Genomic DNA, 15566 nt, shown 5'->3' on the forward strand with positions numbered 1-15566 from the left:
TGGAAAATGGCACTGCGTCCAAGATCAGCGACACGTCAGGCTGGCTGATGTTTTTTTATTCCCACCCGGCCATTGATCAACGCAGTGAGAGTCGCGTGAATCTCTTCACCCCGGCGGGGGAGAAAATCAAAGTGACACAACGCGTGTCCGGTGCGCGCGAGCCAAAGGCTCCTAAAGCCGCTGGATGGCTTGCCACGGATTGCCGGGTTCCTTATGCAGCCGCCCAAGGACAGTTGAAAGCAAGCCTCGTGCTCACGGCAGGTTCTTGGTGGAGCAGTGAACCCGTGACGGCGGGCAAGACCAACAACACCGCTGGTGGCCAGTTCCTGACCAACTCGGGCGAGGATGCGAGTCATCGGGCCTTCGTTACCGTGGTCACCGAGGACGAAGACAAGTTCCCCTACTATCAGTGGGAGGTCTTGGGCCGCCTGCGTGATGGATCGGATATGCGCAGCGAAGGCGGCACAACAGTGAACTTTCAAAGCCAGTATGTGCATACCATCTCCTTTGGCCTGCCTCTCTCGTCGTATGCGGGGTTCATCGTGCGCAGCCGTGGGAGGAAAACCTTTGTCATCGACGGTGTCCATGTGCCGCCAGTGCTTGTTGAGGCTCCAGAATCAGACTCCAATCCCACCCTTCAGATGCGCTGGGTGCGGGACTCCCCTTCAGTGGACACCGAATTGATGACGTTCACGGGACCACGGCAGAGCGAGACGCTGTACGTCGAGAAGGCTGTCTTGCTCGACCAGTCCACCTTGCAGTCGGTCGAAGTCATTCACAGGCCCACTGGTTCTCAGATTGCGCTGCAATTCACTGAGAGCGGTAAGCAGCGCTTCGCGCAGGCGACGCGCGAAGGGAAGGGCCGAAAGCTGGCGGTCATCATCGACGGTCAGGTCCGTTCCGCTCCCATGATCCAGGCCGAGATCAGCGACGGCCGGGCAGAGATCAGCGGCAATTTGAGCCATGAGGAAGCTGATGATCTGGTGGCCAGGCTGCAACAAGCCATCAGGAGCATGGCAGCAACGGAATCATCCAAGACAGAGACCCAAGCCGACACCCAAAAACACGACCCATCGGCGCAGGCTCACAACGAATGGGTCTTTGGCCCCGCGAGTGAGCATGTGCTTGCTTGCGCCACGGATGGCATTGTGCCGTACTTTCAGTTCGCCGAAGGAAAAACCTTTGCCATCCGCACTGCCTCAGCAGCAAGCCCGGGGGAAGTCAAAGCTGGCTTGGAAAAAGCGGATGCAGCCGGTGGAGTGGATTTCAGCCTGAGTCACGAGGCCGTTGACATATTCATTCATCCTCATGGGTGCGCTTTTGGAAAGTGGCTCACGGGGAACCAGGACCTTTTCATGTCCGCCAGCAGTGCGATGTCGTTGGTGGGGGAGCAGACCGCCAAGAACGAGATTATCAGGCTCGCCCAAGGCCAGTGGCCTGTTTCCTGTCTGTTTCGAACTTCTCGTGGAGTGGTCGGCTTGATGACCATCACGTCTGTGAGGCAGGCAGAGGGCAGGCCGATGTGCCTGAGCTTCGAATACAAACGGGTGCAGAGGCTTGCGGGCACCCCGCAAACGGTGAACGAGTTTAGGCAGAAGGCCAACGCCCTATGGGATCAGCGTGATTTCGCAGGCGTCGTGCCTGTTTATGATGAGGCGATCAAGCACCACCCTGGCGAATGGGGTTTTTTCAACAACAGAGCTAATGCCCATGCGGCTCTTGAACAGTTTGACAAAGCACTGGCGGACTATGGCGAGGCTCTGCGGATGAATCCCAGCAACGACAATATCCACAGGGCCCGGAGCCTGGCCTATTATCAAATGGGCGACTATGACCACGCCATCGCTGACCTTGATATCGCGGTGAAGGCTTCTCCTCAAGGAGTCAACTTTGACCTGCGCGGCCGCGCTTACCACGCCAAAGGCGATTTTCGAGCCGCGCTTGCTGACTACGAGAAAGGTGCGCAGAAAACACCGGGTTACACTCATACCTTTCTTGATCTCGCCTGGCTGCTGGCGACCTGTCCTGACGCCTCGATCCGTGACGGCCAGAAAGCCAGTCAATATGCCAACCTCGCGGCGGGTGTTTTGCTCGGAGATCGCCAGGAGGTCTCTGTCGCCCTTGCGGCAGCCCATGCGGAGCAGAAGGACTACGCCGCAGCCATTCAGCTGGAGCAGGAGGTTCTGAAAAAACTCCCGCCTGGCAGCGACGAGGCCGGTCAATCAAGCGCACGACTGAAGCTCTATCAAGCGCATCAGCCAACGCGCGACCCCATGCCGATCAGCCGATCCATGTGGCGGTGATTCAGTCCATTACCGGATCAGAGCAGCGCCTTCCAAGTGGCAATCCACGCTACGACTGATCACCACTTGTTCGCCTGAATGACGTCCTTCTCCCCCTTGAGGTAGTTCACGAGGTTCAGGGTGGCCCGCATAGCCTGACGGGGGACGCTTTCGTAGGTGCGTGAGCCGATGTGGGGAGTGATGAGGGCCTTGGGGTGCTTGAGCAGCGGATGGTCTGCGGGTGGTGGTTCTACGTCGAGCACATCCGTTCCGTAGCCACCGACTTTGCCGGCATCCAGCGCGGCGATCATGTCTGCCATGTGGACGAGTTCGGCGCGCGAGGTGTTTACGACGAGCAGTTCGGGCTTCGCGAGCTTCAAGCGTTCGGCGTTGATGAGGTTGCGGGTGCTCTCGCTCAGGTTCGCGTGCAGGCTCAGCACATCGATGTGTGGGAGCATCGTTTCGATTTCTTCGTGCTGGGTGATGCCGTGAACGTCTGCGAAGGCTTTGGGCCAGTACTGCGGCAGGTCCATGGCGTGAATGTTCATGCCGAAGGCGGTGGCACGTTTCGCCACTTCCTGGCCGATGCGGCCCAGGCCGACGATGCCGATGGTCTTATTCCAGATTTCATGACCGGTGACACGCTTCCACTGGCCGTTGCGCACGGAGTTGGCGGAATCGACGAGATTGCGCACCATGGCGAGCAGCAGGCAGAAGGTGTGCTCGGCCACGGTGGTGTGATTCACGCCGGGGGTGAAGAGCACGGGCAGTTTTTTCTCCGTGCAGGCCGCCACGTCGATTTTGTCCAAACCGATGCCGTATTTCGAGATCACCCGCAGGCGCGGCAGGGATTTGTCCAAAACAGCACGGGTGATTTCGTCGTCGCCGCAGAGGAATGCGTCAAATTCGCCCGCGAGCTCCAGCATGCGTTTCTCCGGCAGGGGGCCGCGCTCCCGGTGTACTTCGTAGCCTTGCGCGGCGAGCAGTTCGTGGTGATCGCCGGGGGTGTCCTGATAGCTGGTGGTGGTGAGAAGGATGCGCATGGCTGGAATTCAGATTGCAGATGACGGTTTGCGGAATGAGAGGGTGATCATGGGACAAGACGAAATCGAGCGCAACATGGGCGTGCAGCCTCTGGACGGGATCATGACCGAGCATGAACTGGGAAATCACGCCCTGGTGGCCGCTAGTACGGAGCCAATGACCCACAAAGCCGTGCAGCGCGCCCGCAAAGGCCGCCGCCTGACCAAGCACATGAAACAGCGCATGGCTGACGCACTGAACCTCCTCCTCAAGCAGAAGGGCGTGGAGATCGAGCGCCCCTTGGTGGTGAAGGATTTGTTCACGTATTGAAGTGGCAAAACGGATAGTCATAGGTGCATCGCCCGGCTTGCCGGGGTGATTTCACCACGCTAGCATCCGCCCACCATGTCCGAAGCCATCGCCAACCGCCGTTTCGTCACCGCTGCCGAAAAAATCGACTACCTCTCCCCATGGACGCTGGAGGAGTGGATCTGCCGCAGTGACATCGTGAACAACGAGCACCTCATGATGGTGCGGGCCAACATGGAGCCGGGGCGCAGTCATCCTTTTCACTCACACCCCACCCGGGAGGAAATGATCTACGTCATTTCGGGCAAGGCCGAACAATGGGTCGGCCAGCAGAAAAAAATCCTTGGCCCTGGTGACACTGCCTTCATTCCCATGGGGGAAATCCATGGCACCTGGAACGTGGGCGACGAAATGCTCGTCTTCCTGGCCATTCTTTCTCCAGCCAAGGCGGAAGAGCCCGGTTTGGTGGATCACAGTGAAGAAGAGCCCTGGAAGTCCCTGCGGAAGTAGCCCTGTTGCTACTCAGTGCGCAGTTGTTTGCGCAGATCGTTGATGCCGTCACGAATGGCGAAGAGTTCGGCTCGGAAGTCGTCGAGCAAATCTTGCCGATCATTCCAATCGGGGGCTTCCATCAGTTCGTTCAATGCGGCGAAAGCCTCGTTGGCCCAGTTGAGGCAGCGGCGTAGAATCGCGAGCGTGTGGCCGGTTTGGAATGAACCGCCAAAATCCTGCGTGCCGAGCGCTCCGGCCAGCTTACCACTGATGTTCAATGAGTTGCGGATGAAGCGGTCGAGCGCTGTGCTGCCATCGCTCTCTGCGGTGTTTTCAGCGCGTTCCTCTTTGATCTCGGTCAGCAGTCGCAAGGCGAAGTCATGGGCCATGGTTTGCAGAGGGTGGGCTTCACGCTCGCTATCTTCTTCCAGGTACTCGGAGAAGGCTTGGTCATCGAGTTCCATCTCGACCTCATCCAATTCTGGCATGACTTCATGGCCTTCTTTCCAGTTTTCACCCTCAGCATCGTCGTCTTCTCGTTCGCGGCTGCCCTCCAGCATGTGATCCCAGCCCATGACAAACGCGATGCGGTCATCATGCAGGCCATCGATACCGTATTTTTCGATCGCCTCCATGTTCGCATCTGTGAGGCGATCAGACTGCTTGAGTGAGTCTTCCCAGGATTCTTCGCTGGCATCGAATTCCTCATCGTCCTCCTCCTTTGGCTCGGGGCGTTGGATGATACCGGCCAGCCATTCCCGCATGGCTTGGAGGTTGCTCATTTTTTGCGCCTCCTCCTGCGCCTCGACCATCTCCCAAACCCACGCGGAGATGCTGATCTCAAAACCTGTGCCTTCGATGAATACACGACCGTTCTCTGCGGAGAACCACTCGACATAGAGCGTATGGTGGCAGGCGGCGGGAGGACCGGCGAAATCATCCTCCACGCGTCTTTCCTCCTGGTTCTCTGAGGCGGGATGATCCTCCATTTCCCAGGAGGCGGTGATGTCTCCGACTTGTCCTTTCTGTTTCGGCTCCAATGTGGAGGCAGCCGCCTGCGGCGATGGATTGGGATTGGTGAAGATTATTTTGCAACCGGCGACATCGCGCCAGGCATTGCCGCGCAGATCCATGATGACTGGATCTTCTCGGCCGATCAGCCAGAGCTTGCCCCGAACGTTGTCGCGGGTGGTGTTGTCGATTTCGCCACGGATGACGGCATTGTCGAGACGCAGGGCCATACGAGCATGAGAGAGCGGGTTTGGCGGGAGTGTCAAGGCTAAGGCATGGCTTGACTCTCCCCTCTGGCTCGCTTGAGATTGCCTGTCCGCGCCATGGAATTGATCTCGATCGTCGAAGCTCTTCTTTTTGCCACCCAGGAGCCCCTGGGTGTGCCGCAGATGTGTGCCGCCGTCAAAGAGACGGCCAAGGACATTTGTGATGCCGCCAGCGAGCCGCTTGCCGAAGGCAGTCCGATCCAGATCCCGGAGTGGGTTGCCCCATTGGCGGCCACGACTGAGGAGCAGGTGCGTGCGAGTTTGGATGAACTGATCGGCCGTTATGCAGCTGAGAAGCATGCCTTCACCCTCGTCGAACGTGCGAACGGCTGGCGAATCGCCGCCCGTGGCGAGTATGCCGAGTGGTGCCGCGCGCTTTATCCCGGTAAAAAAGTGCAGCGCCTGAGCCAGCCCGCACTGGAGACGCTTGCCATCGTGGCCTACCGCCAGCCGATCACGAAAGCCGGCATCGAAGCAGTTCGCGGTGTTTCGGTGGATGCGATGGTGCAACAGCTCATTGACCGTGGTTTGATGAAAATCGAAGGCCGGGCCGATTTGCCGGGCCGTCCGCTTCTCTATGGCACCACCGAGGCTTTCCTCGACCATTTCGGCGTGCGCAGTCTCGATGACATGCCCAACGCCTCCGAGCTTCGCCGGGTGAAACTGCCGACCGCCGAAGAAGGTGCGGCGGCTGCCGAGCACCCTCAGGAGCATCAACTCTCCCTGGCTCCCGTCACGCCTGTGGCGGACGAGTCTTAACCTTTTTTCTCCTGCGGTCCATGTCCCTCGAAGAAGTCCGCAACAAGATCGATAGCATCGATCAGCAGCTGCTGCGTTTGCTCAACGAGCGCGCCGAACTGGTGCACGCCGTTGGCGAGATCAAACGCAAGGACGACCTGGACATCTATGTGCCGGGCCGCGAAGACAAATTGTTGCGCAAGCTGGCGGAGATCAACCGTGCGCAAAACGGCCGTCTGACCGAGCGGGCCATTCGTGCGATCTACCGCGAGATTATGAGCGCTGCGCTCGCTTTGGAGGACAGTCTCAAAATCGCCTACCTCGGCCCAACAGGTTCGTGGACGCATCAGGCAGCGGTGAACAAGTTTGGCCACTGCGTCGAATACCTCGCGGAAGCCAGCACCGAAGGTGTCTTTGGCCGAGTGGCCGCGCAGACCGCCGACTACGGTGTGCTGCCCATTGAGCATTCGACGGAAGGCGCGGTGCATCATACGCTGGACCATCTGGCCGATAGTGTGCTGCAGATCTACGCCGAAATTTTGTGGAAGGCCGATGCTGCCGTCATGGCGCAGGGGCCAAACAGCACCATCACTGAGATACATGGCCGGGCGCAGATGCTTGCGCATTGCCGTCCCTGGCTCATGCAGAGCTTCCCTGGGGCACAACTGATCGAGTCTGCCAGTTCCAGCGCTGCGGCCACCCTCGCCGCGCAGAATCCCACCGTGGCCGCTCTCGGCACACCCTTGAGCGCCGAGTTGCACGATCTGCGCGTCATTGCCACTTCACCTCGTGAATACGCTACCCAGACGCGCTTTATCATCCTCGGCCGCCGCTCCGGCCCTCCCTCAGGCAATGACAACACCATGCTCATGATCCATTCCAAGGATCGCGTGGGCGCGCTCATGGAAGTCCTGCAGGTCTTTGCCTCACGCAACGTCAACGTCCGCCAGATCGAGAACCGCCCCACCACCAGCGGCAATCAGGCCCGCTTTTTCCTCGAAATCAGCGGCCATCATTCCGATGCCACACTGCAGCAGGCCATCACCGCTCTTGAAGTCGAAGGCATTGCTGTTCAGGTGAAGATCCTCGGCAGCTATCCGGCTCCGGGCTGGGTGGAGGAGAGGTAATGATGCCGCGCGGCTGTTCCCGTGGCATTGTATTTTGAATTTCACCGGGCTCTAGGCAGCGAGGCGTTCATCCGGTTGCGTTCAATCCACTCCTGACTTCCTTCAGACTTGATGCGCTTGATCTCGCTCCTGCTTCTTTTAACGCTGCCGCTGGGTGCTGAGGACACGGTACAGTCTGCGCCTTGGACGTTTGCGGACTATGAGCGCTTCACTCCGTCTACGTTCCGTCTGCATCCGCCTGTGCTGCGCGTGATGGATCGTGCAAAGATGGATGCTGGCTTGCTGAACGCAGCGATTTTCTTTGCCACGAACACAGAGCGGGAGAAGCACAAGCTGCCGATGTTCCAAACTTCGCGTGCGCTGACGGCGTGCGCTTATGAGCACTCACGCGACATGGCCTTGGAGAATTTCTTTTCTCACGAGAATCCGAATGATCCCGCGAAACACACCGCCTGGCAGCGCATGGAGGCCAAGGGCCTGAAAAGTGGAGAGCGCGCTGAAAACATCGCCATGCGCACCACGAACGGCCTCACCTACCTGGCCTTTGCGGATGAGATGGTGAAGCTGTGGATGAACTCGCCGGGCCACCGGGCGAACATTCTGAACCGCAATCTCCTGTTTTTAGGCTGTGGCGTGCATGCCTGCACCTGTCCGAAGTTTCATCTCTATGCCACGCAAAATTTCGCTTCGGTAGTCCCCTGAAGGCCAGGGGCGCTCCGCCGATGCAGGAGGAGAGGCTGGCATAGTAAGGACCTGTTGATCGTGACAGGCACCTCAGCGGCAGCGAACGACCCTAAAGCCGACATGGGCCGCTGGCAGATCTCCTGGCTGGCTGAAACGACTCGCGCAGCGGGCTTCAGCGGCCGTATGCCTCCAGCTGCCACCTCTGACGACGCAGTTTTGGCCCTTGTCAGGACCATGAGGATCTTTCAGCTGTGGCTCTGGAGTCCCGTAGCTCGGATCGTAGAAATCCCAGCACCATTCGCACACGTTGCCAGCCATGTCATGAAGGCCGAATCCGTTGGGCTGAAAACTACCGATGGCAGCGGTGTAGGGTTTGCTGCTCATCAGGGCTGGTACAGTTCCTTCACGCTGACTTTTGTAATACTCGATAAGGGGGGATCCATGGTAGTTGGCGTGCTCATGGGTGATTTCATTGCCCAAGGGAAAACGTTTGTTTGCGAGGCCACCACGGGCTGCAAACTCCCACTCGGCCTCCGTGGGCAGGCGGTAACCATTGGCCTCCCAGTTGACATGCTGGTTGCCGATGTCCACTCTGCCTTTGCGTGCGATGTTCTGCTTGGTAGTTGAGGTGTAGTAGCAAGGAGTGAGGCCTTCTTTTTCGCTGAGAGCGTTGCACCACTTCACAGCGTCTCCCCAGGAGATGCCATACACAGGGTGGTTGTGCCCTTTGCCGTTGCCAGCAGGGAGATCTGAATAGCCGTGGTCCCGGCCCCAAAGCATGACGCTGTCCCATAGCTCCAAGGTGATCTCATGTTTGGCCATCATGAAAGGTGCCAGAGTGACCTGATGAGGCCGTGCATCCTTCAATTCACCCAGTGGGTCCCCCATGGAGTAGCTTCCTCCCTTGAGCGTCACAAGCTCGGCCTCGGGTTTCCCTGAAGACGAAGATGCGAAATCCTTGCCTGGCAGGCCAGGCCGAGATGCAGGGAGTCGATGACTGAGGCCGAGAAGGTAGCCTAGAACGGCAGCCATGAGAAAGCCTGCTGCAACAAACCATTTTTGAAAAGGCTGCATGCGCCGATTGCGCTGATAGGTGGGGCTGTAGAACAGCCTTTTATTGCTCCATGTGACCTCGGCAGACGCATGGGTCGCACGTGCTTGTTGGCCTTCTTCAGCCAGACCTGCCCGGTGACGTGCCCTGTTCTTCAGCCTTCCGGAATCACCCACTTTTTGGGGCGAAAAGGAATAGCGGCATCGTCACGAAATAACACAGGGACTCTGGAGCGGGCTGTGAAAACGTCTGATCAGGAGTTCTCAGTACATGCAAAAGTGAATACAAATATTCTTGTTCTCCAAACCATTGTCATGCGTGGCCCAGAGCAAAAAAGGAGGATGATTCAATGGAGCTGACATTTCCAGAAGGAAAGCAGCTGCAGATCATAGTTGAATCAATATTTAGCGCGATCGGACACGGCTTTCTTGGAAGAAAGCAGATTCAGCAAGCCACTCAGCGCCGCCAACACTCCAGGCCGGGCATCACGCCTGACCCAAAGCACCGAGCACCTTCGCCACGGTGTTCTCGACGCTGAGGCCGTGCTTCTGGCGGAGGACTGAGGGGGTGCCGTGCTCGATGAACTGATCGGGCCAGCCGATGCGGACGACAGGGGTGTGAATTCCGGCGTCGCTGAGCTGTTCGATGACTCCAGTGCCAAAGCCGTTGCGCAGGACGTGATCTTCGAGGGTGCAGACGACTTTCACCTTTTTGGCAAAGGACGAGATGCAGTCCATGTCGAGGGGTTTGATCCAGCGCGGATTGATGAGAGCGACGGAGAGACCTTTGGCTTCCAGCTCTATCTTGGCGGCTTCGGCGATGGGGAACATATCGCCGAGGGCAATGAGGGCGACGTCACTGCCGTCGGCAATGACTTCAGCCTTGCCGATTTCGAGGCGGACGGGCTTGTCCTTGGGCATGATGCCCGGGCCATTGCCACGCGGGTAGCGGATGGCGATGGGACCGCTCTCATAGCAGGCCATGGTCCAGAGCATGTCCACAAACTCGTCTTCATTGCGCGGCTGCATGTGGACGATGCCTGGGACGCCACGGAGGTATGCGATGTCGAAGAGGCCATGGTGCGTGGGGCCGTCATCGCCGCTGAGTCCGCCACGGTCCATGCAGAGGCGCACGGGGAGATTTTGGACTGCCATGTCATGCACGATCATGTCGAACGCGCGCTGCATGAAAGTGGAGTAAATGGTGAGGAAGGGCTTCAGGCCACGGGTGGCGAGGCCGCAGGCAAAAAGCGCCGCATGCTCTTCGGCGATGCCCACGTCGAAATAGCGCTCTGGAATTTCCTTTTTGAAGACGCTCAACCCAGTGCCGCCGGGCATGGCTCCGGTGATGGCGACGATGCTCTTGTCGGCCTTGGCGAAGTCTGTGACGCTGCGGGCGAAGACTTGGGAATAGGTGGGCTTGTCGCTGGTCGGAGTTTCGCCAGTCTCGATAGTGTATTTGCCGAGACCGTGGAACTTGCCGGGATCGTTGAGGGCAGGGGTATAGCCGCGACCTTTCTCGGTGATGATGTGCAGGATCACCGGTTCATCCTGAGTCTTGAGGAACTCGAAGGTCTGGATGAGCAGCGGGATGTTATGACCGTCGATCGGGCCGTAGTAGCGGATGCCGAATTCGTCGAACAGGGAGCTGCGATTGGACGGGGTCTGGCTCTGTGGCAGAAGGATGTTTTTGGCGTGGTCTTCGACCTTCTTGGCGATGCGGCGTGCGTCTTCACCGAGCACAAACTCAAGCAGTTTGCCAGCTTTCTGATGCAGGTTCGCGTACGCAGGGTGAGTAGCGATGGAATTGAAGTACTTCGCGATGGCACCGACGTTGCGATCGATGGACCACTCGTTGTCGTTGAGCACGACGATGAGGCGCTTGGTGTGCGCAGCGACGTTGTTCATCGCTTCAAACACAGGGCCGCAGGTGAAGGCGGCGTCTCCGGCCACGCAGATGACGTTTTCGTCCGTTCCGCAAAGGTCACGACCCGTGGCCATGCCAAGGGCGGCGGAGAGGGCAGTGCCAGCGTGGCCTGCACCGTAGCAGTCGTGTTCGCTTTCAGTGCGAAGGAGGAAGCCGTTCAGGCCGTCATGCTGGCGGATGGTGTGAATGCGGTCCCAGCGGCCGGTGAGCATTTTGTGGACGTAGCCTTGGTGCGCGACGTCGAAGACGAAGCGGTCCTTGGGAGTGTCGAACACCCGGTGCAAGGCAATGCTAAGCTCCACGACACCAAGATTTGGGCCGAGGTGGCCGCCGGTCTGGCTGAGGGTCTCGATGAGCGTCTGGCGAATTTTCTCCGCAAGTTCGGGCAGTTTCTCCAGCGGCAGGGCTTTGAGGTCGGCGGGGGAGTTGATGGCAGGCAGTAGGGTATCCACAGGTCTAAAAAAGTCGAATTTCGCCACCTTCAGGCTCGGCGGTTTTACGGCGGCGGGCGGGGGAGCGGAGTTTTTCGGTGTCTTCGGCGCTCTCGTCGTTATCAGCGGCATCGTCAAATGAACTGAGCGAGGCTTTGCCACCTTCCAGATCGGCGCTGATCACATCCACTCGACGGCGGGCACCATCGATGCGCTGCCGGCACAGTTTGAGGAGCCGTACCCCATCTTCGTAGCTGGAAATCATTTCCTCCAAGGAGAGCTGGCCGTCCTCCATGCCTGCCACGATCTCATCCAAGCGCTGCATGGCGTCTTCAAAGGAGGGTTCGTCGGTCTTGGGGGTGGGTTTGCTCATGGTGTCAGTCACTCGCCAGGGAGGCGCGGAAGGGGCGGCCATTATCCGGGCTTCGCTGGGTGCCGCAAGCAGGAAAAGCCGTGCTTGAAAGGCATTTGTACCCCTATGGCGGATTCGAAATGACACTTGGCGAGGTGGCGTGTGGTTAGTTTCAGCATACCCAAGAGCCAACGGCCATGAGCCAAGATCCCCCTCAAATATGGAATATAATGTTAATTATTGAATTTATATTCATATTCGCTAAGTTAATGCTTAGCCCGTGAAGTTCCTCGAACGCAGATTTTGTCTCCATGCGTGCGTCATTGGGGCCATGTTCTGGTCCCATGACGCCCTCGCCTATTTGGGCAGTTTTGAAGAGCAAGATGGTTATCGTGTCCCCATGAACGGCCAAATTCTGTCCGCTTATCTGGCGGGGGACGCCCAGTTCTATCTCAACAACAATTCCGGCAACGGCTATACCGGGGTGGTGCCGCTGGGAGCCTACCCCAACTCTTTGGGGGACGGCACGAACGGGCCCGATGTCACACGTTACAATGCGGGTCAGTATGGCAATGACAACTCGGGTCCTGGAGGGGGGGCGGAGGACATTGCGGATGGCACAGGACTTTGGCAGGTGCTTTCTGGAGGCAGATTGTATGAGGATGCCACTGCACCCTACTATTATGGAAGCCAGTATTATCGGAATCAGATTGTTGCCTACCGCAACACCATGCCGCATTCAGGGTCGCAGACCCTGAACCTGATGGCTTCGGATCAAAGCTTCAGTTACCGCTACAGCATGGATTCACGCGATTATGACGGGATTACTCCCGCCAGTACTGCGGGATTGCAGGTGCAAATGTCGTTTTGGGTCAAGCCCTCGGACTGGGATGACCCGGACACCGGCAACATGCTGGGTCTGTCGTTGCTTGATGCGGCCAACCAGCCCGTCTTTGAAGTGGGGTACACTGGCGACAATTTCCTGCAGTACCGCATGATCGGTGGCGCCTGGCAGACGACAGCTTATCAAATAGGCACGCAGGGCTGGTCTGAAATTACCGTGGCGCTGGATACACTGAACAACACCGCCACTCTCGGCATAAGCGCCTACAATGACGGAAGTTCAATGCTGGGAAGCAGCATTGGTGTGCTCAACAATCAGAGTCTTGGGCTGGTCAGCGGCGCTATCACAGGTCTGCAATGGGATTTACGCGGAGGCAGTCTGGACAATGGCGCGGTGAGCTACATTCAAAGCTTTGACGACTTTAACTTTGCCATCACTTCAGTCATCCCGGTACCCGAGCCTGGCTGCGTGTTGCTCTTGATCCTGGGGGCCGCTTTGCTGCATGCCCCACGCCGGCGTGCGTGAGTCGCTGGCGGCGGGTTATGCTGGACAAGACCCCATAAAAAAAACACCCGGTCTTGCGACCGGGTGCTTCTCATTGAGGAGATAATCTTGCGAGTGGTTACGCGAAGATGTCGAGGACAGGAACGCCCTTGTCGCCGACCGTGAACGGACGGTTGGAGGGGGACATGACCACTTCGTCCACGGGCAGGCCCATGGCATGGCCGATGGTGGCCTGGAAGTCCTGCGGTGTGCACTGCTTGTCAGCGACACGACGGCCTTCCTTGTCGGTGGAACCATAGACGAAGCCGCCTTTGACGCCTCCGCCTGCGAAGACGGTGGAGTAAGCGAGCGGGTAGTGGTCACGGCCATCATTTTCGTTGATGTCCGGTGTGCGACCGAATTCGGAACCCATGACGATCATGGTGGATTCAAACAAGCCGTTGGAGACAAGGTCTTCGATCAAGGCGGCGAAGACGCTGTCCATGGTGGCTGCGGTTGTTCCAAGAGCTGTGTCAATGGTGTTGTGCATGTCCCAGCCGCCGGATTGAACTTCGACGAAACGGACACCGGCTTGCACCAGACGACGGGCAAGGAGGGCTCCCTGGCCGAAGTTGTTTCTGCCAAACTTCTCACGCACTGCTGCTGGTTCCTGGCTGAGGTCGAAGGCCTTCAGGTCTTCGCTCTTCATGAGCTTGACGGTTTCGTCATAGAACTCGGAATAGGACTTCACATCGTCCGACTGGAACTTTTTGCGGAAGGAAGTGTCGAATTCGTCGGTCAGGGACAGACGCTTCTTGAACTGATCTTCCGAAGTGGTCGGCTTGATGTTCTGCAGCCCAGTCTCAGGATTGGAGATCGGGATGGGGCTCATCGTGGTGGGGAAGAAGCCTGCACCAGGGAAAGCATTGCCGCTGTTGACGACCACGCTGTCTGGAAGGGTTGGCCCCTTGATACGACCCAGGAAATGGGAGGCCCAGGCGCCGATGCAAGGATGGACAATCGTGCCACGCGGCTCATAGCCGGTCTTCATGACATAAGTGCCCTGATCATGCACACCGGTCTTGGAGCTCATGGAACGGATGATGGAGAACTTGTTGGCCACCTTGGCCATCTTCTCCATGGTCCCGCCAAGGCGGTCCATGTTGCCGGAGCCAGCATTGGCTTTGATCGGATCGGTCGGGCCCTTGGTGGCTCCGTCCTTGGGATCCCAGGTGTCAATGTGTGTCATGCCGCCACCCATCCAAAGGAAGATGACGTTTTTGGCCTTGCCGAAGCCGGGGGTGCCTGCACCGGTGGTGCCGGCAGCCGCCAGATTCAGAGAGGGCATGACGGTCACGCCGAGCGCGGCCTGAGCCGTGCGCATCATGAAGTCACGACGGGCGATGGGGTTGAGCTTGTTGAGTGCTGGTTTCATAAGAGGTGTCTGCGCGTTACGTGTTTTGGTTAAACTTTGGATTATTGGATGAAGATGAATTCGCGGGTGTTGATGAGCGCCCAGATCATGTTGGCATAGCCGTCTTCACCCCCTGAGAGGGCGCGCTTGGCGATCTCTTTTTCCTGGAGCGTCGGGCGGCGGTTGAGAACGGAGACAAAGAGAGCCTCAACCTTTTCAGGCGGCGTCTTCACCTTTTCCATGGTGCGGAAGACCAGTGAATCAGGGCTGGTGAGCATTTGCTGCGCCTTGCCGTTCATCATCATCAGCACCTGGGGAACCGAGCCGGACTTGACGCTGCCGTCAATCAAGGAGCGGGGGGACTGACCGAAGTCGATGAGGAAGTGGCCGTTCGGGGCGGGCTGCTCCAGTGTGGATGCCCGGCGGAGTACCATGCCGTTGTAGGTCAGGGAGGCATTTTCCATCGTGCCGCCAGCAGGCTTGGCTTCTGCCTTGCCTTTGCCCTTGGCTTTGCCGCCGTCCATCATCATGTCGTCACCACCCGCTTCGGCAAGACCACCACCCATGAGGGCGCGCTCTTTTTCGGCCATTTTGCGGAAGGCGTCATACTTCACCAGCACCGTCTGCGCATCCAGTTTGGGATTGCTGAGGTCCAGGTCAATGGAGCGGCTGTAGAGATCTTCCAGCGGCTTGGCATACTTGTCGGGGTCGCCGAGCACCAAGGTCATGTAGGAGTCCCAGGCCTGCTCAGCGCTCATGCGGCGGAGCAGTGGTCCCTGGAAGTAGTAGGGTTCACCCATGGCAATCTTTTCCGATGTGGCTTCAGACTGATAGGCGCGGGTGTTGTAGATGATGCGCATGAAGCTCTTGATGTCGAACTTCACCCGTTTCATTTCTTCAGCCAGATGGACGAGCAGCTCAGGATTCACGGACTGCTTGGGGTCATCAATGTTGGTCACAGGCTCACAGATGCCCTGGCCGAAAGCACGCTTCCACATGCGGTTGGCGATCGCCATGGCGAAGCGGGGATTGCTGGGGTCAGTAGCCCATTTGGCGAATGCCGGACGAAGCTCTTCGGCGGACTTCATCTTCTGTTTGTAGGCAGGAAGATTTTTGTCTTCTTTGCTCCAGGT

At 58.2% G+C, this 15566-nt stretch carries 14 protein-coding genes; 7 read left to right on the forward strand and 7 right to left on the reverse strand.

From position 1 onward, the window contains the following. Positions 1 to 2303: SecDF P1 head subdomain-containing protein (locus ACIREA_RS11445; RefSeq protein WP_397382408.1), on the forward strand; the 2303-nt coding region annotated here is incomplete at its 5' end. A gap of 59 nt (positions 2304 to 2362) precedes the next feature. Here ACIREA_RS11445 and ACIREA_RS11450 read toward each other — a convergent pair. Then, positions 2363 to 3325, reverse strand: coding sequence for a phosphoglycerate dehydrogenase (locus ACIREA_RS11450; RefSeq protein WP_397382409.1), 963 nt, complete (start codon positions 3323 to 3325; stop codon positions 2363 to 2365). 49 nt (positions 3326 to 3374) lie between these two features. Between ACIREA_RS11450 and ACIREA_RS11455 the strand changes: the two genes are divergently transcribed. Together ACIREA_RS11455 and ACIREA_RS11460 are read left to right on the forward strand one after the other, a co-directional pair. Then, positions 3375 to 3635 (forward strand): hypothetical protein, encoded by a 261-nt coding sequence (locus ACIREA_RS11455; protein ID WP_397382410.1) that lies wholly within the window; start codon positions 3375 to 3377, stop codon positions 3633 to 3635. A gap of 75 nt (positions 3636 to 3710) precedes the next feature. Beyond that, positions 3711 to 4124 carry a cupin domain-containing protein gene (locus ACIREA_RS11460; RefSeq protein WP_397382411.1) on the forward strand — a complete coding sequence of 138 codons (414 nt, stop codon included), beginning with the start codon at positions 3711 to 3713 and terminating at the stop codon, positions 4122 to 4124. Positions 4125 to 4132: 8 nt separating this feature from the next. Here ACIREA_RS11460 and ACIREA_RS11465 read toward each other — a convergent pair whose 3' ends face one another. Beyond that, a complete protein-coding gene (locus ACIREA_RS11465) occupies positions 4133 to 5347 on the reverse strand; it encodes a hypothetical protein (RefSeq protein WP_397382412.1) in 1215 nt (404 codons plus the stop codon). Between the two features lie 93 nt (positions 5348 to 5440). Here ACIREA_RS11465 and scpB point away from each other — a divergent pair, with 93 nt between their 5' ends. From scpB to ACIREA_RS11480, 3 genes are all read left to right on the forward strand, one after another. After that, positions 5441 to 6142 (forward strand): SMC-Scp complex subunit ScpB, encoded by a 702-nt coding sequence (gene scpB, locus ACIREA_RS11470; protein ID WP_397382413.1) that lies wholly within the window; start codon positions 5441 to 5443, stop codon positions 6140 to 6142. A gap of 20 nt (positions 6143 to 6162) precedes the next feature. Then, the gene (pheA, locus tag ACIREA_RS11475; RefSeq protein WP_397382414.1) at positions 6163 to 7248 is read left to right on the forward strand and encodes a chorismate mutase; all 1086 of its coding nucleotides are present in this window, start codon (positions 6163 to 6165) and stop codon (positions 7246 to 7248) included. 117 nt (positions 7249 to 7365) lie between these two features. Further along, complete coding sequence (locus ACIREA_RS11480; RefSeq protein ID WP_397382415.1) at positions 7366 to 7950, forward strand: CAP domain-containing protein; 585 nt, start codon at positions 7366 to 7368, stop codon at positions 7948 to 7950. Positions 7951 to 8022: 72 nt separating this feature from the next. Here the strand turns inward: ACIREA_RS11480 and ACIREA_RS11485 are convergent, their stop codons facing one another. The 3 genes from ACIREA_RS11485 to xseB all read right to left on the reverse strand — a co-directional run bounded on the left by ACIREA_RS11485 (position 8023) and on the right by xseB (position 11713). Further along, a complete protein-coding gene (locus ACIREA_RS11485; protein ID WP_397382416.1) occupies positions 8023 to 9006 on the reverse strand; it encodes a formylglycine-generating enzyme family protein in 984 nt (327 codons plus the stop codon). 462 nt (positions 9007 to 9468) lie between these two features. Beyond that, the gene (dxs, locus tag ACIREA_RS11490) at positions 9469 to 11361 is read right to left on the reverse strand and encodes a 1-deoxy-D-xylulose-5-phosphate synthase (protein ID WP_397382417.1); all 1893 of its coding nucleotides are present in this window, start codon (positions 11359 to 11361) and stop codon (positions 9469 to 9471) included. A gap of 4 nt (positions 11362 to 11365) precedes the next feature. Then, positions 11366 to 11713 (reverse strand): exodeoxyribonuclease VII small subunit, encoded by a 348-nt coding sequence (gene xseB, locus ACIREA_RS11495; protein WP_397382418.1) that lies wholly within the window; start codon positions 11711 to 11713, stop codon positions 11366 to 11368. Positions 11714 to 11972: 259 nt separating this feature from the next. Here xseB and ACIREA_RS11500 point away from each other — a divergent pair, with 259 nt between their 5' ends. Further along, the gene (locus ACIREA_RS11500; protein WP_397382419.1) at positions 11973 to 13061 is read left to right on the forward strand and encodes a hypothetical protein; all 1089 of its coding nucleotides are present in this window, start codon (positions 11973 to 11975) and stop codon (positions 13059 to 13061) included. Between the two features lie 97 nt (positions 13062 to 13158). On the opposite strand, the gene ACIREA_RS11505 is transcribed toward ACIREA_RS11500, so the two are convergent. Beyond that, positions 13159 to 14454, reverse strand: a complete 1296-nt coding sequence (locus ACIREA_RS11505) for a DUF1501 domain-containing protein (protein WP_397382420.1) — start codon at positions 14452 to 14454, stop codon at positions 13159 to 13161. A gap of 41 nt (positions 14455 to 14495) precedes the next feature. After that, positions 14496 to 15566, reverse strand: a 1071-nt coding sequence (locus ACIREA_RS11510) for a DUF1553 domain-containing protein (protein ID WP_397382421.1), incomplete at its 5' end; no start/stop codon positions are given.

This window comes from Prosthecobacter sp. (genome assembly GCF_044373815.1).
Lineage (GTDB): Bacteria > Verrucomicrobiota > Verrucomicrobiia > Verrucomicrobiales > Verrucomicrobiaceae > Prosthecobacter.

Excerpts from the sequence above, each read along its gene's own strand:
- ACIREA_RS11450 (WP_397382409.1), bottom strand. The coding sequence starts at position 3,325 with ATGCGCATCCTTCTCACCACCACCAGCTATCAGGACACCCCCGGCGAT.
- ACIREA_RS11455 (WP_397382410.1), top strand. The coding sequence starts at position 3,375 with ATGGGACAAGACGAAATCGAGCGCAACATGGGCGTGCAGCCTCTGGAC.
- ACIREA_RS11460 (WP_397382411.1), top strand. The coding sequence starts at position 3,711 with ATGTCCGAAGCCATCGCCAACCGCCGTTTCGTCACCGCTGCCGAAAAA.
- ACIREA_RS11465 (WP_397382412.1), bottom strand. The coding sequence starts at position 5,347 with ATGGCCCTGCGTCTCGACAATGCCGTCATCCGTGGCGAAATCGACAAC.
- scpB (WP_397382413.1), top strand. The coding sequence starts at position 5,441 with ATGGAATTGATCTCGATCGTCGAAGCTCTTCTTTTTGCCACCCAGGAG.
- pheA (WP_397382414.1), top strand. The coding sequence starts at position 6,163 with ATGTCCCTCGAAGAAGTCCGCAACAAGATCGATAGCATCGATCAGCAG.
- ACIREA_RS11485 (WP_397382416.1), bottom strand. The coding sequence starts at position 9,006 with ATGCAGCCTTTTCAAAAATGGTTTGTTGCAGCAGGCTTTCTCATGGCT.
- xseB (WP_397382418.1), bottom strand. The coding sequence starts at position 11,713 with ATGAGCAAACCCACCCCCAAGACCGACGAACCCTCCTTTGAAGACGCC.
- ACIREA_RS11505 (WP_397382420.1), bottom strand. The coding sequence starts at position 14,454 with ATGAAACCAGCACTCAACAAGCTCAACCCCATCGCCCGTCGTGACTTC.